17 protein-coding genes and 1 pseudogene are annotated in these 17803 nt (G+C 71.1%); 2 read left to right on the top strand and 16 right to left on the bottom strand.

Annotation, left to right across the window (positions count from 1 at the left end):
• Window positions 1-272: 272 nt before the first annotated feature.
• The gene (locus tag IE249_RS10155) at window positions 273-1358 is read left to right on the top strand and encodes a DMT family transporter (protein ID WP_189704439.1); all 1086 of its coding nucleotides are present in this window, start codon (window positions 273-275) and stop codon (window positions 1356-1358) included.
• Between the two features lie 15 nt (window positions 1359-1373).
• On the opposite strand, the gene IE249_RS39980 is transcribed toward IE249_RS10155, so the two are convergent.
• Together IE249_RS39980 and IE249_RS39985 are read right to left on the bottom strand one after the other, a co-directional pair.
• Window positions 1374-1760, bottom strand: coding sequence for a M23 family metallopeptidase (locus IE249_RS39980; protein WP_373304366.1), 387 nt, complete (start codon window positions 1758-1760; stop codon window positions 1374-1376).
• A 147-nt stretch (window positions 1761-1907) separates the two neighbouring features.
• Window positions 1908-2603, bottom strand: a pseudogene (locus IE249_RS39985) (transglycosylase family protein); the annotation flags it as partial.
• Window positions 2604-2986: 383 nt separating this feature from the next.
• On the opposite strand from IE249_RS39985, the gene gnd reads away from it, so the two are divergent.
• Window positions 2987-4426 (top strand): NADP-dependent phosphogluconate dehydrogenase, encoded by a 1440-nt coding sequence (gnd, locus tag IE249_RS10165; RefSeq protein WP_189704441.1) that lies wholly within the window; start codon window positions 2987-2989, stop codon window positions 4424-4426.
• Between the two features lie 686 nt (window positions 4427-5112).
• Here the strand turns inward: gnd and IE249_RS10170 are convergent.
• The 14 genes from IE249_RS10170 to IE249_RS10235 form a co-directional block, all read right to left on the bottom strand.
• Window positions 5113-5778 (bottom strand): aspartate/glutamate racemase family protein, encoded by a 666-nt coding sequence (locus tag IE249_RS10170; protein ID WP_189704442.1) that lies wholly within the window; start codon window positions 5776-5778, stop codon window positions 5113-5115.
• Window positions 5779-5785: 7 nt separating this feature from the next.
• Window positions 5786-6133 carry a GNAT family N-acetyltransferase gene (locus IE249_RS10175; protein WP_189704443.1) on the bottom strand — a complete coding sequence of 116 codons (348 nt, stop codon included), beginning with the start codon at window positions 6131-6133 and terminating at the stop codon, window positions 5786-5788.
• A 44-nt stretch (window positions 6134-6177) separates the two neighbouring features.
• Entirely contained in the window at window positions 6178-6600 is a 423-nt protein-coding gene (panD, locus tag IE249_RS10180; protein WP_189704444.1) for an aspartate 1-decarboxylase, read from the bottom strand.
• Between the two features lie 425 nt (window positions 6601-7025).
• On the bottom strand, window positions 7026-7418 hold the full coding sequence (locus IE249_RS10185) for a DUF2267 domain-containing protein (RefSeq protein WP_189704445.1): 393 nt from the start codon (window positions 7416-7418) through the stop codon (window positions 7026-7028).
• 340 nt (window positions 7419-7758) lie between these two features.
• On the bottom strand, window positions 7759-8259 hold the full coding sequence (locus IE249_RS10190) for an Hsp20/alpha crystallin family protein (RefSeq protein WP_189704446.1): 501 nt from the start codon (window positions 8257-8259) through the stop codon (window positions 7759-7761).
• 48 nt (window positions 8260-8307) lie between these two features.
• Complete coding sequence (locus IE249_RS10195; RefSeq protein WP_189704447.1) at window positions 8308-10122, bottom strand: FAD-dependent oxidoreductase; 1815 nt, start codon at window positions 10120-10122, stop codon at window positions 8308-8310.
• On the bottom strand, window positions 10122-10385 hold the full coding sequence (locus tag IE249_RS10200) for a UBP-type zinc finger domain-containing protein (RefSeq protein WP_189704448.1): 264 nt from the start codon (window positions 10383-10385) through the stop codon (window positions 10122-10124). Before IE249_RS10200 ends, IE249_RS10195 begins: the two co-directional genes overlap by 1 nt.
• Window positions 10386-10390: 5 nt before the next feature.
• Complete coding sequence (gene trxA, locus IE249_RS10205) at window positions 10391-10837, bottom strand: thioredoxin (protein WP_189704449.1); 447 nt, start codon at window positions 10835-10837, stop codon at window positions 10391-10393.
• On the bottom strand, window positions 10834-13473 hold the full coding sequence (gene clpB / locus IE249_RS10210) for an ATP-dependent chaperone ClpB (protein WP_189704450.1): 2640 nt from the start codon (window positions 13471-13473) through the stop codon (window positions 10834-10836). The genes trxA and clpB overlap by 4 nt, the downstream gene beginning before the upstream one ends.
• Window positions 13464-13838, bottom strand: a complete 375-nt coding sequence (locus tag IE249_RS10215; protein ID WP_229857997.1) for a chaperone modulator CbpM — start codon at window positions 13836-13838, stop codon at window positions 13464-13466. The genes clpB and IE249_RS10215 overlap by 10 nt, the downstream gene beginning before the upstream one ends.
• Window positions 13835-14773 carry a DnaJ C-terminal domain-containing protein gene (locus IE249_RS10220; RefSeq protein WP_189704451.1) on the bottom strand — a complete coding sequence of 313 codons (939 nt, stop codon included), beginning with the start codon at window positions 14771-14773 and terminating at the stop codon, window positions 13835-13837. Before IE249_RS10220 ends, IE249_RS10215 begins: the two co-directional genes overlap by 4 nt.
• 6 nt (window positions 14774-14779) lie before the next feature.
• Window positions 14780-15364 (bottom strand): nucleotide exchange factor GrpE, encoded by a 585-nt coding sequence (locus tag IE249_RS10225; RefSeq protein WP_189704452.1) that lies wholly within the window; start codon window positions 15362-15364, stop codon window positions 14780-14782.
• 10 nt (window positions 15365-15374) lie between these two features.
• A complete protein-coding gene (gene dnaK, locus IE249_RS10230) occupies window positions 15375-17279 on the bottom strand; it encodes a molecular chaperone DnaK (protein ID WP_189704453.1) in 1905 nt (634 codons plus the stop codon).
• An 81-nt stretch (window positions 17280-17360) separates the two neighbouring features.
• On the bottom strand, window positions 17361-17552 hold the full coding sequence (locus IE249_RS10235; protein ID WP_189704578.1) for a hypothetical protein: 192 nt from the start codon (window positions 17550-17552) through the stop codon (window positions 17361-17363).
• Between the last annotated feature and the right edge of the window lie 251 nt (window positions 17553-17803).

Here is a 17803-nt window from a genome sequence, read left to right on the forward strand (position 1 = left end):
GCAGGGTGGCGAGTTGGGGGCCGAGGTCCGGGTCGAGGTCCACGAAAGGCAGTAGTACCAAGGCCCTTAGGGGATGCCACCAGGGGGTGTCCCCTTTGTGTCGCCCACCCGTGGGAGGACGGCGGACCGGCCGTACTCCATCGGCAGTAGGACCCATTGAGTGCTCAGGGACGACGACGGGAAGGGATCGGCACGGCAGGGTGTTGAACCATGGAAGCCGACCGTTCGCCGATCCGGGTTCACCGCCCCGGTCTCACGCAGAGGAGCGGCTCATGAGCGCCCTCGCGTTGTCCGTGCTGCTGTCGTTCGTGTCCGCCGTCGCCTACGCCGGTGGCGCGATCGTGCAGGAGCAGGTCGCGGTGTCCTCCCCCGGCGAGCAGTACGCGCCGCTGCGCCGCCCCGCCTGGTGGGCCGCGGTCGCGCTGAACGGCCTCGGCGGGCTGCTGCACGTGGTCGCGCTGGCCTACGGCCCGCTCAGCCTGGTCCAGCCGCTGGGCGCCCTCACCATCGTCTTCGCCCTGCCCATGGCCGCCCTGTTCGTCGGCCGCCGGGCGGGCACGACCGCCTGGCGCGGCGCGATCATGGCCACGGTCGGGCTCGCCGGACTGCTCTCGCTGGTCGGCGCCTCCGGCGGGCACACGCTCGCCGGCGCCCAGCGCCTCGGCCTCGCCGTGGTCACCGCCGGCGCGGTGGCGGCGCTGATGGTGGCCGGACGGGCCGCGCACCGGCACCCGGCGGTGCGCAGCGTGCTGCTCGCCATCGCCTCCGGCATCGCCTTCGGCATGTCCTCGGTGTTCACCAAGACGGTCGCGATCGACTGGGACGCGGGCGTCTCGGCTGCGGACGTGCCCTCGCTCGCGGTGATCGCCGTGCTGGCCGTCGCGGGCGTCCTGCTGTCGCAGGCGTCCTACCGCGGCGGCGGCCTCGCCGCGCCGCTGGCCACGCTGACGGTGGTGAACCCGGTGGTGGCGGCCGCGGTCGGCATCACGATGTTCGGCGAGACCTTCCGCTACGGCACCACGGGCACCGTCCTCGCCCTCGGCTGCGGTGTGGTGGCCGCGGGCGGGCTGATCCTGCTGACCACCGAGCGCATCGAGCACACCGCTCCGCTACGGGTCCCGGTCCCGCCGCAGGACCGGGCCGCGGGACCGGTCGCGGTTTCTCCGACGCAGGCTTCACCCGCTCCCGGGGCTCCCGGGGCTCCCGAGGAGACGGGGGCGGGTACGGCCGACGTGGACGGGACCGGCACGCCCCTCCTCCTGGCCCAGTACTGCGGCGCGGCCTGCTACACCGGCCCCTACGTCCCGAACATCCCGGCGCCGGCCCGGGACCGGCACCGCGCCCGTATCAGATCCTGACCGGACCCCGGCCGTTCAGATCCTGACGCCGCCGGCCCGGAGGTAGGCGACGGGGTCCACGTCGGTGCCGAAGCCGGGGCCCGTGCGCACCTCGAAGTGCAGGTGCGGGCCCGTGACGTTGCCGGTGGCCCCGGAGCGGCCGATGCGCAGGCCGGCGGTGACCGTCTGCCCGGCGCGCACAGAGATGGCCGACAGATGGCCGTACTGCGTGTAGCGGCCGTCGGCGTGCCGGATCACCACCTGGTAGCCGTACGAGCCTCCCCAGCCCGCCTCGACCACGCGCCCGGCCTCGACCGCCCGCACGGAGGTGCCGGTGGGCACCTCGAAGTCGACGCCGGTGTGGTAGCCCTTCGACCAGTGGGAGCCGGCCACGCGGTACCCGGTGCCGACCGGCCCGCTCACGGGCGCGACGACGGCGTGCGAGGCGGAGTGCTGCCCGCCGGAGTGGTGCGTGGTGGACCTGGTGGCGTGCTTCTCGGCCTCGCGGGCGGGACGCGTCGCCGTCGAGGTCTTCTCGCGGGGCGCGGTCGTCGTGTGCGAGGTCGGGCGCAGGGTGAGCCGCTGACCGGGCAGGATCAGGTCCGGGTCGGCGCCTATGGTCGCGCGGTTGACGGCGTACAACTCGTGCCAGCCGCCCCGGACCCGGTGCTCCTCGGCGATGCCGGAGAGGGTGTCGCCGCGGACAACGGTGTACATCTCGGCGGTGCCCGCCCGTGACTGGGGCGGGGTCTGCGGCCGTACGTCACCTGTCCGGCGGGCGTCCCGCGCCTCCCGGTCGCCGTTCGCACCGTGCGCCGCGGCCGTCTCGCCGGTCGCGGCGCGTGTTCCGGCGGCGTCCGGGTGGACGTGCGGCGTGGCGCCGTCGCGGGTCAGCCCCGCGCGCACCGAGCACACCGGCCAGGCGCCGGGCCCCTGGCCGTCGAGCACCTTCTCGGCGACGGCGATCTGCTGCTCGCGGGTGGCGAGGTCCGCGCGCGGGGCGTAGCGCGTGCCGCCGTACGCCTCCCAGGTGGACCGGGTGAACTGCAGCCCGCCGTAGTAGCCGTTGCCCGTGTTGGTGTTCCAGTCGCCGCTGGACTCGCAGGCGGCGACCTTGTTCCAGGTGGACACGTCGGCCGCGTGCGCGGCGCCCGCGCCCGCTCCGATGAGGGGGAGCGCCATTCCCGCGCCGCCCGCGGTGACGGTCAGCGATGCGCGGTTGATCCTGTTCGGCTGGTACCGGCGGTGCCGGCCGCGTACGGCCATGTCTGAAGCCCCCTCGCCATGCGTCAGGAGGGGCAAAAGTAGATGCGTTCAACAGGCCGTGACAAGGCGGATGTCGGCCGCTTCGACACCCCAAGTGGCCGGTAACGGACGTTCATTGGCCGGATCGGCGGCTTCCGCGGTGAGGCACCGGGCGTCCGCCGTGCGTAATGAAGCATGCGTGACGCTGTGTGCGTCACGCGTGATGCGGCGTCCGTGATGATGCGTGACGCGGCATGCCGGTACGGAGGTGCGGTGGCCGTACCGGCACGTCAGGATGGTCGAGGGGCCATCAGCGGCGATACTGGCGGCACACGTTCCACCCACCCGAGCACCACCGTTCCACCTGATGCAATGCACCACCGGATTCCCAAGGAGCAGGCGGTATGAGCAACACAGCCCAGATCGGCGTCACGGGACTCGCGGTCATGGGCCGCAACCTCGCCCGCAATTTCGCCCGCAACGGCTACACGGTGGCGTTGCACAACCGGACGGCGTCCCGTACGCACGCCCTGGTGGAGGAGTTCGGGCACGAGGGCGACTTCGTCGCGGCGGAAACCGCCAAGGAGTTCGTGGCCGCGCTGGAGCGACCGCGCCGCCTGGTCATCATGGTGAAGGCGGGTGAGCCGACCGACGCGGTGATCCAGGAGTTCGCCCCGCTGCTCGAGCCCGGCGACATGATCATCGACGGCGGCAACGCGCACTTCGCGGACACCCGTCGCCGGGAGCGGGAGCTGCGCGAGCAGGGCATCCACTTCGTGGGCACCGGAATCTCCGGCGGCGAGGAGGGCGCGCTGCACGGGCCGAGCATCATGCCGGGCGGCTCTAAGGAGTCGTACGAGTCGCTGGGCCCGATGCTGGAGAAGATCTCCGCGAAGGCCAAGGACGGGGCGCCGTGCGTCACGCACATCGGACCGGACGGCGCCGGCCACTTCGTGAAGATGGTGCACAACGGCATCGAGTACGCCGACATGCAGCTGATCGGCGAGGCGTACCAGCTGCTGCGCGACGTGGCCGGCTACTCCCCCGCCCAGATCGCGGACATCTTCCGCACCTGGAACACGGGCCGGCTCGACTCCTACCTGATCGAGATCACCGCGGAGGTCCTGTCCCACGTGGACGCCGCCACGGGCAAGCCGTTCGTGGACGTGGTGGTGGACCAGGCCGAGCAGAAGGGCACGGGCCGCTGGACCGTGCAGATCGCGCTCGACCTGGGCGTGCCCGTCTCGGGCATCGCGGAGGCGGTCTTCGCGCGGTCCCTGTCCGGCCACGCCGCGCTGCGCGATGCCTCTCGCGGCCTGGCGGGTCCCAAGGCGTCCCCGCTGCCGGAGTCGGAGGCGGGCGCCTTCGCCGACCGGGTGGAACAGGCGCTCTACGCCTCGAAGATCGTGTCGTACACGCAGGGCTTCCACGAGATCGCCGCGGGCAGCGAGGAGTACGGCTGGGACATCGACCTCGGCGCGGTCTCCTCCATCTGGCGCGGCGGCTGCATCATCCGGGCCGCGTTCCTCGACCGCATCCGCTCCGCCTACGACGCCCGGCCCGACCTGCCGAGCCTGCTGTCGGACGAGACCTTCGCGCAGGAGATCGCGGCGGCCCAGGACGACTGGCGCGAGGTCCTGGTGGCCGCGACCCGTCAGGGCGTGCCCGCGCCGGGCTTCTCGGCCGCCCTCGCCTACTACGACGCCCTGCGCGCCGAGCGCCTGCCGGCCGCCCTCACCCAGGGCCAGCGCGACTTCTTCGGCGCGCACACCTACCGGCGGGTGGACCGTGACGGCGCGTTCCACACGCTGTGGGGCGGGGACCGCTCGGAGGTGACCGCGTAGGACGCGGCGCGCAAAGCGGTACGGAAGGACGGGTGGGCGGCTCTCGGGCCGCCCACCCGCTTCATGTGAGGGGCCGCCTCGCGGTTCGGAGCGGGGTCATGGTGATGGTGACGAGTGGGCTCGGGGTGACGGCCGGCCTCGTGTGAGGAGCGGGCTCACGGTGCGGGCGCGCGCATGGTGAGGGGCGGGCCCGGTTCGGGGTTGGGCACGGGCTCCGGGCCCGGGGGAACGGGAGAGGGCGAGGGCCCGGGCGGACCGGGATCGGGCGGCGGCGCCGGTACGGGCCCCGGCGGCGGACCGGGCACGGGGGGCGGAGTCGGCGAAGGACCGGGCGGCGGACCGGGCACGGGAGGCGGAGTCGGCGAGGGGCCGGGCGGTGGCTCGGGCGGTGTGGGGACGGGGCCCGGGGGCGGGCCGGGGGCGGGCGGCCCGGGGGCCGGGTCCGGCTGCGGCGGCTGGGGATCCGGGCCCGGCGCGGGTCCCGGCCCGGGGCCCGGAGTGGGTCCGGGCGGTACGGGGTCGGGGTACGGGTTGGTCATGGCGTCCTCCGGCCAGTCGGTCGACATCGGCTCTGGACTACTCCCCCGCCTACCCGAGCGCCGCCCGGCCAGTCACCCGTGGGCGCCACGCCGAGGACCCGGGTGGACGCACGAGGCAGGACCCGCGCCTCGCCGGGGCCGGGACGGTCAGGCGGGGGCCGCGCCGCCCGTGTCCAGCGCCCGTACCGCCGCCGCCAGGCCCGCCCGGGGGCTGGAGAGGACGGGCACGGTTGCCGTCGTCAGCCGCTGGGCCGGGGCCATGGACGCCTGGGCGAGGACGACGACGTCGGCGTGGCCGGCCGTGTCGACGGCTGCGGCCACTTCCCGTACGTACCCCGCCGTGTCGCCGGACTCGAAACGGGCCCAGGCGCCGTCGGCGAGCAGGGTGCGTACGGTCACGGGACGCCCGGCGCGGCGGGCCTCCTCACCGACGAGCGCGACGGTCGGGCCGAGGGTGCTCTCCAGCGCCGCGACGACCAGGACACGCGAGCCGAGCGCCACCGCCTCGGCCGCCATCGGCCGGTCCAGGCGCAGCACGGGAGCGGTCCGCCCGGCCCCGGCCCCCTCCGTCTCGGCGACGGCGCCCAGCGTCGAACACGTGCACAGCACCGCGCGGGCGCCCTCGGCCACGGCCCGGTCCAGCACCGCGCGCACCTCGTCCCGTACCGCCTCCGGGCCCTCCTCGCGCGCCCGGCTCAGCAGCCCTTCGTCGACGAAGTGACGCAGCCGCAGGCCGGGGTGGTCCTCGTCGCGCAGGGCGTCGAAGACCGGGACGTGCAGGGGCGAGGTGTGCAGCAGGGCGAGCGTCGGCACCGGCGGTTCAGAACCGCTCGGGGTGCGCCGCGAGCCAGGCCCGCGCGGCCCGCAGCTGCTCGGCGTCGGCCGCCGGGGCCTCGTCGCGGTGGCGCTCGGCCCACTTCACGACGTACGGGCACAGCGGGGCCACCGAGACGCCCTCGCGCCGGGCGACGGCGTACAGCTCACGGGCCAGGGAGCCCGCGATGCCCTTGCCCTCGTGGGCCGGTTCCACGACGGTGTGGACGGGGACCAGGGCGCGTCGGGGCGCGTCGAGCACGAAGTACTCGATACGGCCCGCCACTTCGCAGCCGTCACCGACCGCCTCGAGGCGTCCGGCCGCACGGTCGTCGCGGATCTCGATGTCACTCATCGACACGCTCCCTGGTCGGTGTTCCGCGTCCCTACAGTGTCCCGTCAGGCCGGGACGACGGCCTGCGGGCTGCGCCGCTGGTCCGAGCCCGGCACCGGCGCGGACGGGTCGGCGCCCAGCTCGACGATGCGGTTGTCCGCGTCCACGTGCACGACCCTCGGCCGCAGCTCCCGGGCCTCGGCGTCGGTGACCTGGGCGTAGCTGATGATGATCACCAGGTCGCCGGGGTGGACGAGGTGGGCGGCCGCGCCGTTGATCCCGACGACACCGGAGCCCCGCTCGCCCTCGATGACGTACGTCTCCAGCCGCGCCCCGTTGCTGATGTCGACGATGTGCACGAGCTCACCGGGCAGCAGATCGGCGGCGTCGAGGAGGTCGGCGTCGATGGTCACCGATCCCACGTAGTGCAGGTCGGCCTGGGTGACGGTGGCGCGGTGGATCTTGGACTTGAACATGGTACGCAGCATGTCGGACTCCCGGAAGACGGCTCCCTGCCCGCTTTGTGCAGGTCAAGGGCGGTCTTTACTGTACACCGGCACGCATCGGAGTCGATGTTTGTGAGGAACGTCGCTTCACTCGGATGACAGGGTTCCCTGCCTGCATAACCGTGCGAACCAGGCTGTTGTGACGCCGCCGATCAGACGTCTGCCAGGAAGACCCGCTGGGGACTGATGCTGATCAGACTCTGACTTGCTTGACGATGCGTCGGTCATGGCACTGCGAGGACGCAGACGCTGACGTCGGTGGACGCCGAGCATGGCTCGGCCTCCGGGAAGCGGCGCGGGTATGGCGCACCCCTTCTGCAGCGCCGTACCGGCGCTTGCTGCAGGCGTGCTCCGCCCTGGAACTGTCAGACGATCATCACGCTCAGCAACCACCGCGCCTCACGGGCTCAGTCCGCGAGGTCGGCCTTGCCGAACAGGACCGCGTAACTGGAGGGAAGCTGGCTGATGATCTGATTCAACTCTCCGCCGGTGACAGCGTCGGCGACAGTGGTCAGGACCGCGCTGGCGTCCCATTGCGCCGTACGAGGTCGGGCACGGGTACGCTCGGCGACTCGGCGGTAGAACTCTTCGATCCCGAAGCTTCGCGCCTGCTGCGGCGCGGCATGGTCCAGGACTTGTCCCAGCGGGCCGGGCAGCTGGGATGCGAGGTCCTTGACCTCTCCCGGGCTGATCCGTTGAGCCAGCACTTCCAGCACGGCGTTGGTGACGTCCGCGGCTTCGGCCTGGTCGTTGTATTCACCTCGCTCGCGCACACGGGCGAGGAATCCATCGTATTTCATGGCTGACTTCCTTCTGCCTCGGTCACTGCTGGTCATGGGGGGGTGACCGGTGCGCCGTCGGGGCCCTGTTCGAGTCGGTCGCCGACCGCCGGGCCGGCTTCTTGGAACGAGTGGGTCATCTGTTCGATCTCGTCGTCGAGGCGTTGTCCGCGTCCGGCGCCCGGGCGGTGACGGCGCGCTCTTCCCGGCGGCCGGAGCTGCAGTCGGCGCTTTGAGGACCTCGCTCACCGTCAGGCGGGCCTAGTTCGCTCCCGCATACGCCACGAAGAACGTCAGCGAGCCCAGCAGGAAAAAACAACCAACGGTGGGGAGACGCGTAGCGCGTCTCAGCGCTCGCGTCTCAGCCGCTGCTTTCGGCGTTCTCACTCGTCTCTGTGATCTCGACGTGTCGCGGCTTTGCGACGTCGGCCTTGGGGACGGTGATGCTGAGCACTCCGTCCTGCATCTCAGCCTTGATCTTGCGGGTGTCCAGTTCTCCGGGCAGCCGCAAACGGTACTCGAAGGCTCCGACGCGGCGGGTGCTGCGGCGCAGGACACCCTTGCGTTCCCGCTCCTTGATCTCTCCGGTGACCACGAGTTCGGGACCGTTGGCCTCTACGTCGATGTCCTTGCTCTTCACGCCGGGGAGTTCGATCTCTATGTGGAACGCATCCTCGGACTCCGAGACGTCCGCGAGAGGCGTCCACGCAACCGCGGGTGCCGCGCCCACCGTCGACTCCAGCAGGCCGCTCATCTGGTTGAGCAGTTCGTCGAATTCGACCAGGGGGTTGACAGGGGTGGGTGCCCAGACGGGCCTTTCCTGCAGGCCGCCACCGCGGTGGCGCCGGACGGGCATGGCCATCGCAATCGCCTCCTTCTTCCTTCTCGTGATCTCATCGTCCGCCATTCGTCATGCGAGCCATGCGGACTCCTTGTGACGTATGCGTGGGGAGACGTCCGAGTGGCCAGCGACATCTGACGTGCCCGTGGTGCCGGGTACGGCCGAGTGCCCCAGGTGCCGGTGCACGAAGTGAATGGCCATCGCGCCCTCACCGGCCGCGGAGGCCACCCGCTTCACCGAGCCGCTGCGGACGTCCCCCACCGCGAAGACCCCGGGCAGGCTGGCCTCCAGGGTCATGATTGAGCGCCCGCGGCCGTGCCACACCTCGGGGGAGGCGCAGGCTTCCTGGGCCTCCGGCCCGGTGAGGACGAAGCCGCGGGAGTCGAGGGCGATGATGCCGGCGAGCCACTCGGTGTGAGGTTCGGCGCCGGTGAAGACGAACAGGCTCCGTACCGCGAGCCGGCGGTGCCCGCCCGTGCGGTTGTCGACCACGTCGAGCTCCTCCAGCACTTCCCGGCCGATGACCTCGGTGACCTCGGTGTGCAACATGACCTCCACCCGCGGATGGCGCTCGACCTGGTCGACCAGGTAGCGGGACATGTTGGCCTCAAGGCCGGCTCCTCGGACCAGCAGGTGCACCTTCGGTGCGTACCCGGCGAGAAAAAGCACGGCCTGGCCCGCCGAGTTGCCTCCGCCGACGACGGCCACCGGGTCGGTGCGGCACTGCTGGGCCTCGTAGAGAGTCGCCGAGTAGTGCACGCTCGTTCCCTCCAGGCGTGCGATGCCGGGCACCTGGAGCCGGCGATAGCGGGCACCCATGGCCAGGACGACGGCACGGGCGGCGATCTCGCTGCCGTCGGCGAACGCCACCACGTAGTGGTCGTCGTCTTTGGGATGGAGACCGGTCGCCTCCAGCGGAAGGCTGATCCTGGCGCCGAACTTGTCGGCCTGGAGCACGGCGCGTTCGGTGAGTTCGGCGCCGGAGATGCCGGATGGGAAGCCGAGCAGATTCTCGATGCGGGACGACGTGCCGGCCTGGCCGCCGGTGGCCATCGCCTCCGCCACCGTGGTGTTCAGGCCCTCGGAGGCGGCGTACACCGCGGCAGCGAGGCCGGCGGGTCCGGAGCCTACGATGAGGACGTCGCCGTGACGGTTTCCGGCGGGTAGTGACGGCAGGCCGATGAGCCGGGCCAGTTCCGCGTTGCTGGGGTTGCGCAACAGGGTGGTGTCCCGCCAGATGACGAGTGGTGTCTCCGTCGGGCCGACCCCGAAGCGGCGCAGCAGTTCCTCGGCCTCCTCGTCGGTTTCCAGGTCGATCCAGCGGTGCGGCAGCCGGTTGCGGATGGCGAACTCGCGCAGCCGTCTGGTGTCGGGCGAGTAGCGCGAACCGATGATGCGGAAGCCGGCGCCCTGTCCGACGAGCAGCGCGCGACGGCACAGACAGGCGCGCAGCACGATGTCCCCGATGGTGGAGTCCTGGGTCACCAGGTGTCGCAACTGGTCCATGGAGACGACGAGGACCTCGCCCGGCTCCCTGGCGACAGCGGTGTAGAAGGCCACTTGTCCGTACAGCAGGCCGAGTTCGCCGATGAAGCGACCGGGGCCGTGCACGCGCAGCACGTGCTCCTCGGGAGTGTCGTGGTCCTCGACGACGGCGACGGTACCGCTGAGGACGACGAAGAACGTCTCGCAGCGCTCTCCCTCCCGGATCAGCACGTCGTTCGGAGCCATGTTCCGGCGTTGCCCGTGCTCCGCCAGACGTGCTATCTGGTCCTCGGTGAGGCGCGGATACGCGCCGTAGATGTCCGGGGTCTCCCAGAAGGCTGCCTCGTCCGCTTTCTCCGGTACGGGTTCTTCGCCCGGCAGCGACTGGTCGCCGGTCATCAGACGAACGCCTCGTGAACGTAGCACCAGCGCCATTCCTCGCCGGGCTGGTACGACCGCACGATCGGATGAGCGACGGAAGCTGCGTGCTTGCGCGCGTGCTTGTTCGGCGAGGAGTCGCAGCAGCCGACGTGCCCGCAGGTCAGGCAGAGCCTCAGGTGAACCCACGGGGAGCCGAGCATCAGACACTCCTGACACCCTTCTGGGGTCAGCGGCTGTACCGGCCGGACGAGCGCGAGGTGCGGGTCTGCGTGCAGGGTCATCCGGATCACCCTTTCCGGGCGCTGATCGACTGTTCCACCCACTGGCGCAGAACGGGGGCGGGCGCCGCCCCCGCCTGCCGGGCGACCGTCTCGCCCTGGTCGAGGATCAGCAGTGTCGGTACGGCCTGGACCTCGAAACGCTGCGACAGTCGCGGGTTCTTGTCGACGTCGACCTTGACGAGTTTGATTCGGCCGGCGAGATCGGTGGCGACCTTCTCCAGTGCGGGGCTGACCATGCGGCAGGGGCCGCACCATGTGGCCCACAGATCGACCACGACGGGGATGTCGGCCCGCTCGGCGACCTCGGTGAAGTCGTCGTCGCCCGCGTCCGCCATCCACGGTAGGGGCTGCTTGCAGTGGCCGCACTTGGGGCGGCCCTCCGCGGCCACGGGCACCCGGTTGGTGCGCCCGCAGTGGGGACAACTGACGGTCGTCGCCTGCATCGTGCTCATGCCGCCCGCGCTCCCTTCACGTCCTCGGGCTGGTCGTAGGTGACCACCAGCTCTCCGTGTTCGGCGTCGACGCGGACGGTCGCGCCGTCCTGGACGTCACCGCGCAGAAGGGCGCGCCCGACCATCGTCTCCACTTCGTGGGAGATGTAGCGGCGCAGCGGCCGGGCCCCGTACACCGGGTCGTAGCCCTGGTGGGCGATCAACTCCTTTGCTGCCTGGGTTAGTTCGACAGTGATGCGGCGTTCGGCGAGCCGACGGCGCAGCTCGTCGAACTGCAGCTCCACGATCCGCTCGATCTGCCGCTCACCGAGCGGCTTGAACAGCACGATGTCGTCGACGCGGTTGAGGAACTCCGGACGGAAGTGCCCGCGCAGCTCGCCCATCACCAGGGCGCGGGCGTCCGGCTTGATCTCACCCTCGGCGGTGGCGCCGTCGAGGAGGTGCTCGGAGCCGATGTTGGACGTCATGATGATCACGGTGTTGCGGAAGTCGACGGTTCGGCCCTGGGAGTCGGTGATTCGGCCGTCGTCGAGGACCTGCAGCAGGGTGTTGAAGACATCGGTGTGCGCCTTCTCGATCTCGTCGAACAGCACGACCGAGTACGGCTTGCGGCGTACGGCCTCGGTGAGCTGGCCGCCCTCCTCGTATCCGATGTATCCGGGTGGTGCGCCCATGAGCCGGCTGACGGTGTGACGCTCCTGGTACTCACTCATGTCGAGGCGGACCATGTTCTCCTCGGAGTCGAACAGGGCCGCCGCGAGGGTCTTGGCCAGCTCGGTCTTCCCGACACCGGTGGGGCCAAGGAAGATGAACGAGCCGATGGGGCGGCGCGGGTCACGGATGCCGGAGCGGGCGCGGATGATGGCGTCGGCGACGAGTTTGACGGCCTCGTCCTGGCCGATGACGCGCTCGCGCAAGATCTCGTCGAGACGCAGCAGCTTCTCGCGTTCGCCCTCCTGGAGACGGGCGACGGGGATGCCGGTCCAGGCTGCGACGATCTCGGCGATCTCCTCCTCGGTGACGACCTCGCGCAGCAGCCGGTTCTGCCCTTGTTTGGTGGCCAGTTGCTCCTCCTCGGCCTTCAGCCGGCGCTCCAGGTCCTGGAGGCGGCCGTAGCGGAGTTCGGCGGCGCGGTTGAGGTCGTAGGCGCGTTCGGCCTCCTCGGCCTCGTGGCGGACCTGCTCCAGTTCCTGGCGTAGTTCCTGCACGCGGCGGATGGCCTGCCGTTCGGCCTCCCACTGGGCGCGCTTGGCGTCGGCCTCGCCGCGCAGGTCGGCCAGTTCCTTGCGCAGTTCCTCCAGGCGGGCTTTGCTGGCGGCGTCGGTCTCCTTGGACAGAGCCGCCTCCTCGATCTCCAGGCGGGTGACGCGGCGGGTGATCTCGTCGAGTTCGGCGGGCATCGAGTCGATCTCGGTACGGAGCCGGGCGCACGCCTCGTCGACGAGGTCGATGGCCTTGTCGGGCAGGAACCGGTCGGTGATGTAGCGGTGGCTGAGGGTGGCCGCGGAGACCAGTGCGGTGTCCTGGATCTTCACGCCGTGGAAGACCTCGAGGCGTTCGCGCAGTCCGCGCAGGATGGAGATGGTGTCCTCCACGCTCGGCTCGTCGACCAGCACCTGCTGGAAGCGGCGTTCGAGGGCGGCGTCCTTCTCGATGTGCTTGCGGTACTCGTCGAGGGTGGTGGCGCCGATCATGTGGAGTTCACCGCGGGCGAGCATCGGCTTGAGCATGTTGCCCGCGTCCATGGCCCCTTCGGCAGCGCCCGCGCCGACGACGGTGTGGAGTTCGTCGATGAAGAGCAGGATGCGTCCCTGGGCGGCCTTCACCTCGGACAGGACGGCCTTGAGGCGTTCCTCGAACTCGCCGCGGTACTTGGCGCCGGCGACCAGGGAGCCCATGTCGAGAGCGAACACCGTCTTGTCGCGCAGGCCCTCGGGGACGTCGCCGCGAACGATGCGCTGGGCCAGGCCCTCGACTATGGCGGTCTTGCCGACGCCGGGATCGCCGATGAGGACGGGGTTGTTCTTGGTCTTGCGGCTGAGGATCTGGGTGACGCGACGGATCTCCGCATCACGGCCGATGACCGGGTCCAGCCGCCCGGACCGAGCCTCGAGGACGAGGTCGCGGCCGTACTTCTCCAGAGCCTCATAGGCCACTTCAGGGTTGGCGGAGGTGACGCGCTGGTTGCCGCGGACCTGGGTGAGCGCGCTCAGGAACGAATCCCGCGTCACGCCGTGCTCCTTGAGCAGGCGTCCGGCGGCGGTCGCCGAGCCCTCCTCGGCCAGGGCGAGCAGGAGGTGCTCCACAGACACGTACTCGTCCTTGAGGCGTTTGGCCTCCCGCTCGGCGGCATCGAGCAGGCGGGACAGGCGCTGAGTGACGAAGACCTGGCCGGGTGCCGCGCCCGGACCGGTGACCTTCGGCCGGCGGGAGACTTCCTCGCGCACGGCCGCGCGCAGCTCCTTCGGCTCGGTACCGGCCTGTTGCAGCAACCGTGGGATCAGACCGTCCTCCTGATCGAGAAGCGCGAGCAACAGGTGTTCCCCGTCGACCTCGGTCTGCCCCATGCCGACGGCCGCGCTCTGGGCCTCCTGGAGGGCTTCCTGGGACTTCTGGGTGAGACGGTTCATGTCCATGGGGGTGTTTCACTCCTCGTACCGGCGCGGCGCAGGGCGGCTTCGAGCATGCTGATGCGGTCCAGCAGGTCGAGCACCAGGCCGATGGATGCGTAGTTGAGGCACAGCCCGGTGCGCAGCCGCTGGACGCGGGCGAGGGCGGTCGGTGCCGTGGGATCGAACACCAGCCCTCCGGAGGCGTCGCGCTCGGCCTCGACCAGGCCCAGAGCGACGAATCGGCGGATGAGGTCGGGATGGACGCCGGAGCGGCGGGCCACGGTCTGCAGAGAGAGCCTGGGCACCGGCACGATCGCGTACCGGACGTGTGCCGGCGCGGGAGCTGTCAGCCGAGACGCCTGCCGCGCCTCGGCGCGTGGGTCACTCATCGTGTCCTCCTGGGGTCGAACGAGGAGACGGCGGCGAGCTCCTCGAAGAGTGCGCGCTCCCGGTCGCTGAGCCTGGAGGGCACCATGATCCGGAGCTCGGCGTAGAGGTTGCCGTTCGCGCCGCGCGGGTTCGGCATGCCCTCACCGCGCAGCCGCAGCCGCCGGCCGCTGGACGAGCCCGCGGGCACGTTCACCTTCGCCGTCTCCCCGCTCGGTGTGAGCACCGCGACCGTCCCACCCAGCGCGGCCTCCCAGGGTGTTACCGGAAGCTGCACATGCACGTCCCGGCCGTCGAGGCGGAACTGGGGGTGCGGCTGGATCCGCACCCGCAGGTACAGGTCCCCCGCGGGGGCGTCACCGTTGCCCCGGCCGCCCTCGCCCGCCAGGCGGATACGCTGCCCGTCGGTGACACCCGGTGGCACGTCGACCTCGTACCGCCGCGGCTGTCCTGTGGGACCGGCGAGCGTGACGGTGCGACGGCCTCCCCGGTAAGCCTCCTCGACGGTGAGCGGCAGTTCGGCCTCCTGGTCGGCTCCGGGGACACGCACCCGTCCGGCGCCCCCGAAGAACGAGCCGAACAAGTCGTCGACGTCGACGCCCTCCGGGCCGAAGCCGCTGGTGGCGTACCGGACACGGGGGCCGTCCCCGGTGGACCAGCGGAAGCCGCCGCCGGGTCCCGCGCCGGCACCGACCCGCTCCTCCCAGTCCTCGGGAACCTTCCGGAAGTCCTCGCCGAAGCGGTCGTAACGGGCCCGCTGGTCGGGGTCGGACAGGACACTGAAGGCCTCATTGATCTCCTTGAACCGCTCCTCCGCCGCGGGGTCCTTGTTGACGTCCGGGTGGTACCGGCGGGCCAACTTGCGATACGCCCGCTGGATCTCGTCCTTGTCGGCGTCTCGCGGGACCCCGAGGACCTCGTAGAAGTCGCGTGCCATGGCCGCTCACTCCCGCTTGGCGACGGTCACGGCGGCCGGCCTCAGCTGCCGCTCGGCCTCGCCGTAGCCGGGGCGCAGCACCTGCGCCACGGTGTTCGGTTCGGCGTCGGGGTCCTGGACGACGCCGACGACCTCGTGCCGGGAGGGGTCGAACCGGACGCCGGTCTCGGCGTGACGCTCGTAGCCCAGGCGTTCAAGGGTGGACACGGCCTGGTCGCGCACGGCGCGAACCCCCTCGACGATCGCTCCGGGGTCGGAGCCCGCGTGGTTCAGGGCCAGTTCGAGGTTGTCGATGACGGGAAGGAAGGCCGCGGCCGTGCGGGCGCGTTCGACCGCGCGCTCCCGGTCCAGTTCTCTGGCGTGTCGCTTGCGCAGGTTGTCCAGATCGGCGAGAGCACGCCGCCAGCGGTCCTCGACCTCTTTCAGCGCGGCCGCGTACTCGTCCTCGGCCTCGGCCGGACCGGTGGCCGCGTCGGGCCCCGGTTCGGCCTGCGTGGTCGGCGGCGCGGGCTCGGGCAGGTGGCCCTGCGGCGGTTGTGCGGCGCCTTCGGGCGGTAGGTCGGACGATCGGTCCTGGGGAGGGGTCGGCATGGCGGGTACCTCAGCCCTTGTCGAACTCGGCGTCGATCACGTCTTCGTCGGCGCCCGCACCGCCCTGCCCGGAGGCGTCCGGCCCGGTGGTGTCCGACGGACCACTCGCCGCCGCGGCTTCGGCCTGGTGGGCGGCGAGCCCGGCGTAGACCTGCTGGAGTTCGGAGCTCAGCGGCCTGACCTTGTCCACTCCGGCCTCGTTCTTGACCGCGTCGCGGGCCTCTGCCACCAGCATCTCGGCTCGCGCCTTTTCGTGCGCGGGCGCGGCGTCGGCCAGTTCGTTCAGACGCTTTTCGACCTGGTAGGCGATCGCGTCGAGTTCGTTGCGGGCGTCGACGGCCTCGCGGAGTGCCTGGTCCTGGCCCCGGTTGCTTTCGGCCTCCTGGACCATGCGTTCGACCTCGCTCCGGTCCAGGTTGGAGCTCTCGCTGATGGTGATGCCCTGTTCCTTGCCGGTGTCCTTGTCGCGCGCGCTGACGTGGAGGATGCCGTTGGCGTCGATGTCGAAGGTGACCTCGATCTGCGGTTCGCCCCGCGGCGCCGGCCGGATGTCGGTGAGCTGGAACCGGCCGAGGACCCGGTTGTCGGCGGCCCGCTCGCGCTCACCCTGGAGGACGACGATGTCGACGGCCGGCTGGTTGTCCTCGGCGGTGGAGAAGGTCTCGCTGCGGCGCACCGGGATGGTGGTGTTCCGCTCGATGATCTTCGTCATCACTCCGCCGCGCGTCTCCACGCCCAGCGACAGGGGGGTGACGTCGAGCAGCAGGACATCCTTGACCTCGCCCTTGAGCACCCCGGCCTGGATCGCGGCGCCCAGGGCGACGACCTCGTCGGGGTTGACACTCATGTTGGGTTCCTTGCCGCCGGTCAGCCGGCGCACCAGTGCCTGGACGGCGGGGATGCGGGTGGAACCGCCGACGAGGATGACCTCGTCGATGTCGCTCTCGCCGACCTTGGCGTCGGCCATGGCCTGCTGGACCGGACCGAGGCAGCGCTCCACCAGGTCGCTGGTGATCTGCTCGAACGTGGACCGCATGATCGAGTCGGTGAGATGCTTGGGCCCGGAGGCGTCGGCGGTGATGAACGGCAGGCTGATCTGGGTCTGGGTGACGGAGCTGAGCTCGGTCTTGGCCTTCTCCGCCGCCTCGAACAGGCGTTGCAGCGCCTGCGGGTCCTTGCGCAGGTCGATGCCGTTCTCCTTCTGGAAGTCGTCCGCGAGGTAGTCGACCAGACGCCGGTCGAAGTCGTCGCCGCCCAGATGGCTGTCACCCGCCGTGGAACGCACCTCGACCACGCCGTCGCCGACATCGAGGATGCTCACGTCGAAGGTGCCGCCGCCCAGGTCGAAGACGAGAACGGTCTCATGCTGCTTCTTGTCCATGCCGTACGCGAGGGCGGCCGCCGTCGGCTCGTTGATGATCCGCAGCACTTCCAGTCCCGCGATTCGTCCGGCGTCACGGGTGGCGGTGCGCTGGGCGTCGTTGAAGTAGGCGGGCACCGTGATGACCGCCTCCGTGACCCGTTCCCCCAGCTGCTTGGAGGCGTCGTCGGCGAGTTTGCGCAGCACCAGGGCGCTGATCTCCTCAGGCGCGTACAGCTTGTCACGCACCTTGAAGCGGGCCTCGCCGTTGTCTCCCGGGACGACGTCGTAGGCGACGGCCTTGGCCTCGTCGGGGATCTCGTCGAAGTGCCGGCCGATGAACCGCTTGGCCGAGTAGATGGTGCCCTTGGGGTTGAGGATCGCCTGGCGCCGGGCCAGTTGGCCCACCAGACGTTCCCCGGTGTCGGTGAAGGCCACCACGGACGGTGTCGTGCGGTTGCCCTCGCTGTTGGGCACGACGGACGGCTCGCCGCCCTCCCACACGGCGATCACCGAGTTGGTGGTGCCCAGGTCGATGCCCACTGCCTTGGCCATGAGGAACTCCTTCCGCGGCGGTCGACGTCCGTCGGCGACCGCTCATCCTCCGGGCCCTGTCCGCCCGGCTTCGAAACTCGTTCAGCTGGGGGCGGGGGCGCCGCGCGGGCGCCGGCCCCTGGAGGAGGCGCTCCCCGTGTTCGCGTCGGCCTCGCTGTCCAGCCCGGCGACCAGCCGCACGGCCTCATCGGCGACGTCCTCGTCCACCACGACGTCGTACCGGCTGGGCTCATCGAGCGGATCGAGGCGAAGTCTGCGGGCGCGCTCGGTCATGGCCACTCCTTCCGCCGACGGACCGCCGAGCGGTCCCGACAGGACCCAGAGTGGCTGTTCCCCCGGTCACCCCGCCTGCGCCCAGCGGGTCGAAAAGTGGCACCAACGGTCGGTCTGCGAGGACAGGAGGCGGGACGGCGATCGGGGTTCCGGCTCGCGGCGGGGTACCTCAGGGGTCGGTCCGGCACGAGGTAGCGGGGCTCACGAATGGACACCACTGTGCCAGCGGACGAGGAGCGGCACGGCCCCGC

Source organism: Streptomyces anandii JCM 4720 (assembly GCF_014650655.1).
Lineage (GTDB): Bacteria > Actinomycetota > Actinomycetes > Streptomycetales > Streptomycetaceae > Streptomyces > Streptomyces anandii.

Bases quoted from the DNA above. Each gene is read 5' to 3' on its own strand.
- trxA (WP_189704449.1), bottom strand. From the start codon at position 10,837: ATGAGCACGATGCAGGCGACGACCGTCAGTTGTCCCCACTGCGGGCGC.
- clpB (WP_189704450.1), bottom strand. From the start codon at position 13,473: ATGGACATGAACCGTCTCACCCAGAAGTCCCAGGAAGCCCTCCAGGAG.
- IE249_RS10235 (WP_189704578.1), bottom strand. From the start codon at position 17,552: ATGACCGAGCGCGCCCGCAGACTTCGCCTCGATCCGCTCGATGAGCCC.
- IE249_RS10200 (WP_189704448.1), bottom strand. From the start codon at position 10,385: ATGACCCTGCACGCAGACCCGCACCTCGCGCTCGTCCGGCCGGTACAG.
- IE249_RS10195 (WP_189704447.1), bottom strand. From the start codon at position 10,122: ATGACCGGCGACCAGTCGCTGCCGGGCGAAGAACCCGTACCGGAGAAA.
- panD (WP_189704444.1), bottom strand. From the start codon at position 6,600: ATGCTGCGTACCATGTTCAAGTCCAAGATCCACCGCGCCACCGTCACC.
- IE249_RS10220 (WP_189704451.1), bottom strand. From the start codon at position 14,773: ATGGCACGCGACTTCTACGAGGTCCTCGGGGTCCCGCGAGACGCCGAC.
- IE249_RS10175 (WP_189704443.1), bottom strand. From the start codon at position 6,133: ATGAGTGACATCGAGATCCGCGACGACCGTGCGGCCGGACGCCTCGAG.
- dnaK (WP_189704453.1), bottom strand. From the start codon at position 17,279: ATGGCCAAGGCAGTGGGCATCGACCTGGGCACCACCAACTCGGTGATC.
- IE249_RS10185 (WP_189704445.1), bottom strand. From the start codon at position 7,418: ATGAAATACGATGGATTCCTCGCCCGTGTGCGCGAGCGAGGTGAATAC.
- IE249_RS10215 (WP_229857997.1), bottom strand. From the start codon at position 13,838: ATGAGTGACCCACGCGCCGAGGCGCGGCAGGCGTCTCGGCTGACAGCT.
- IE249_RS10225 (WP_189704452.1), bottom strand. From the start codon at position 15,364: ATGCCGACCCCTCCCCAGGACCGATCGTCCGACCTACCGCCCGAAGGC.
- gnd (WP_189704441.1), top strand. From the start codon at position 2,987: ATGAGCAACACAGCCCAGATCGGCGTCACGGGACTCGCGGTCATGGGC.
- IE249_RS10190 (WP_189704446.1), bottom strand. From the start codon at position 8,259: ATGGCCATGCCCGTCCGGCGCCACCGCGGTGGCGGCCTGCAGGAAAGG.
- IE249_RS10155 (WP_189704439.1), top strand. From the start codon at position 273: ATGAGCGCCCTCGCGTTGTCCGTGCTGCTGTCGTTCGTGTCCGCCGTC.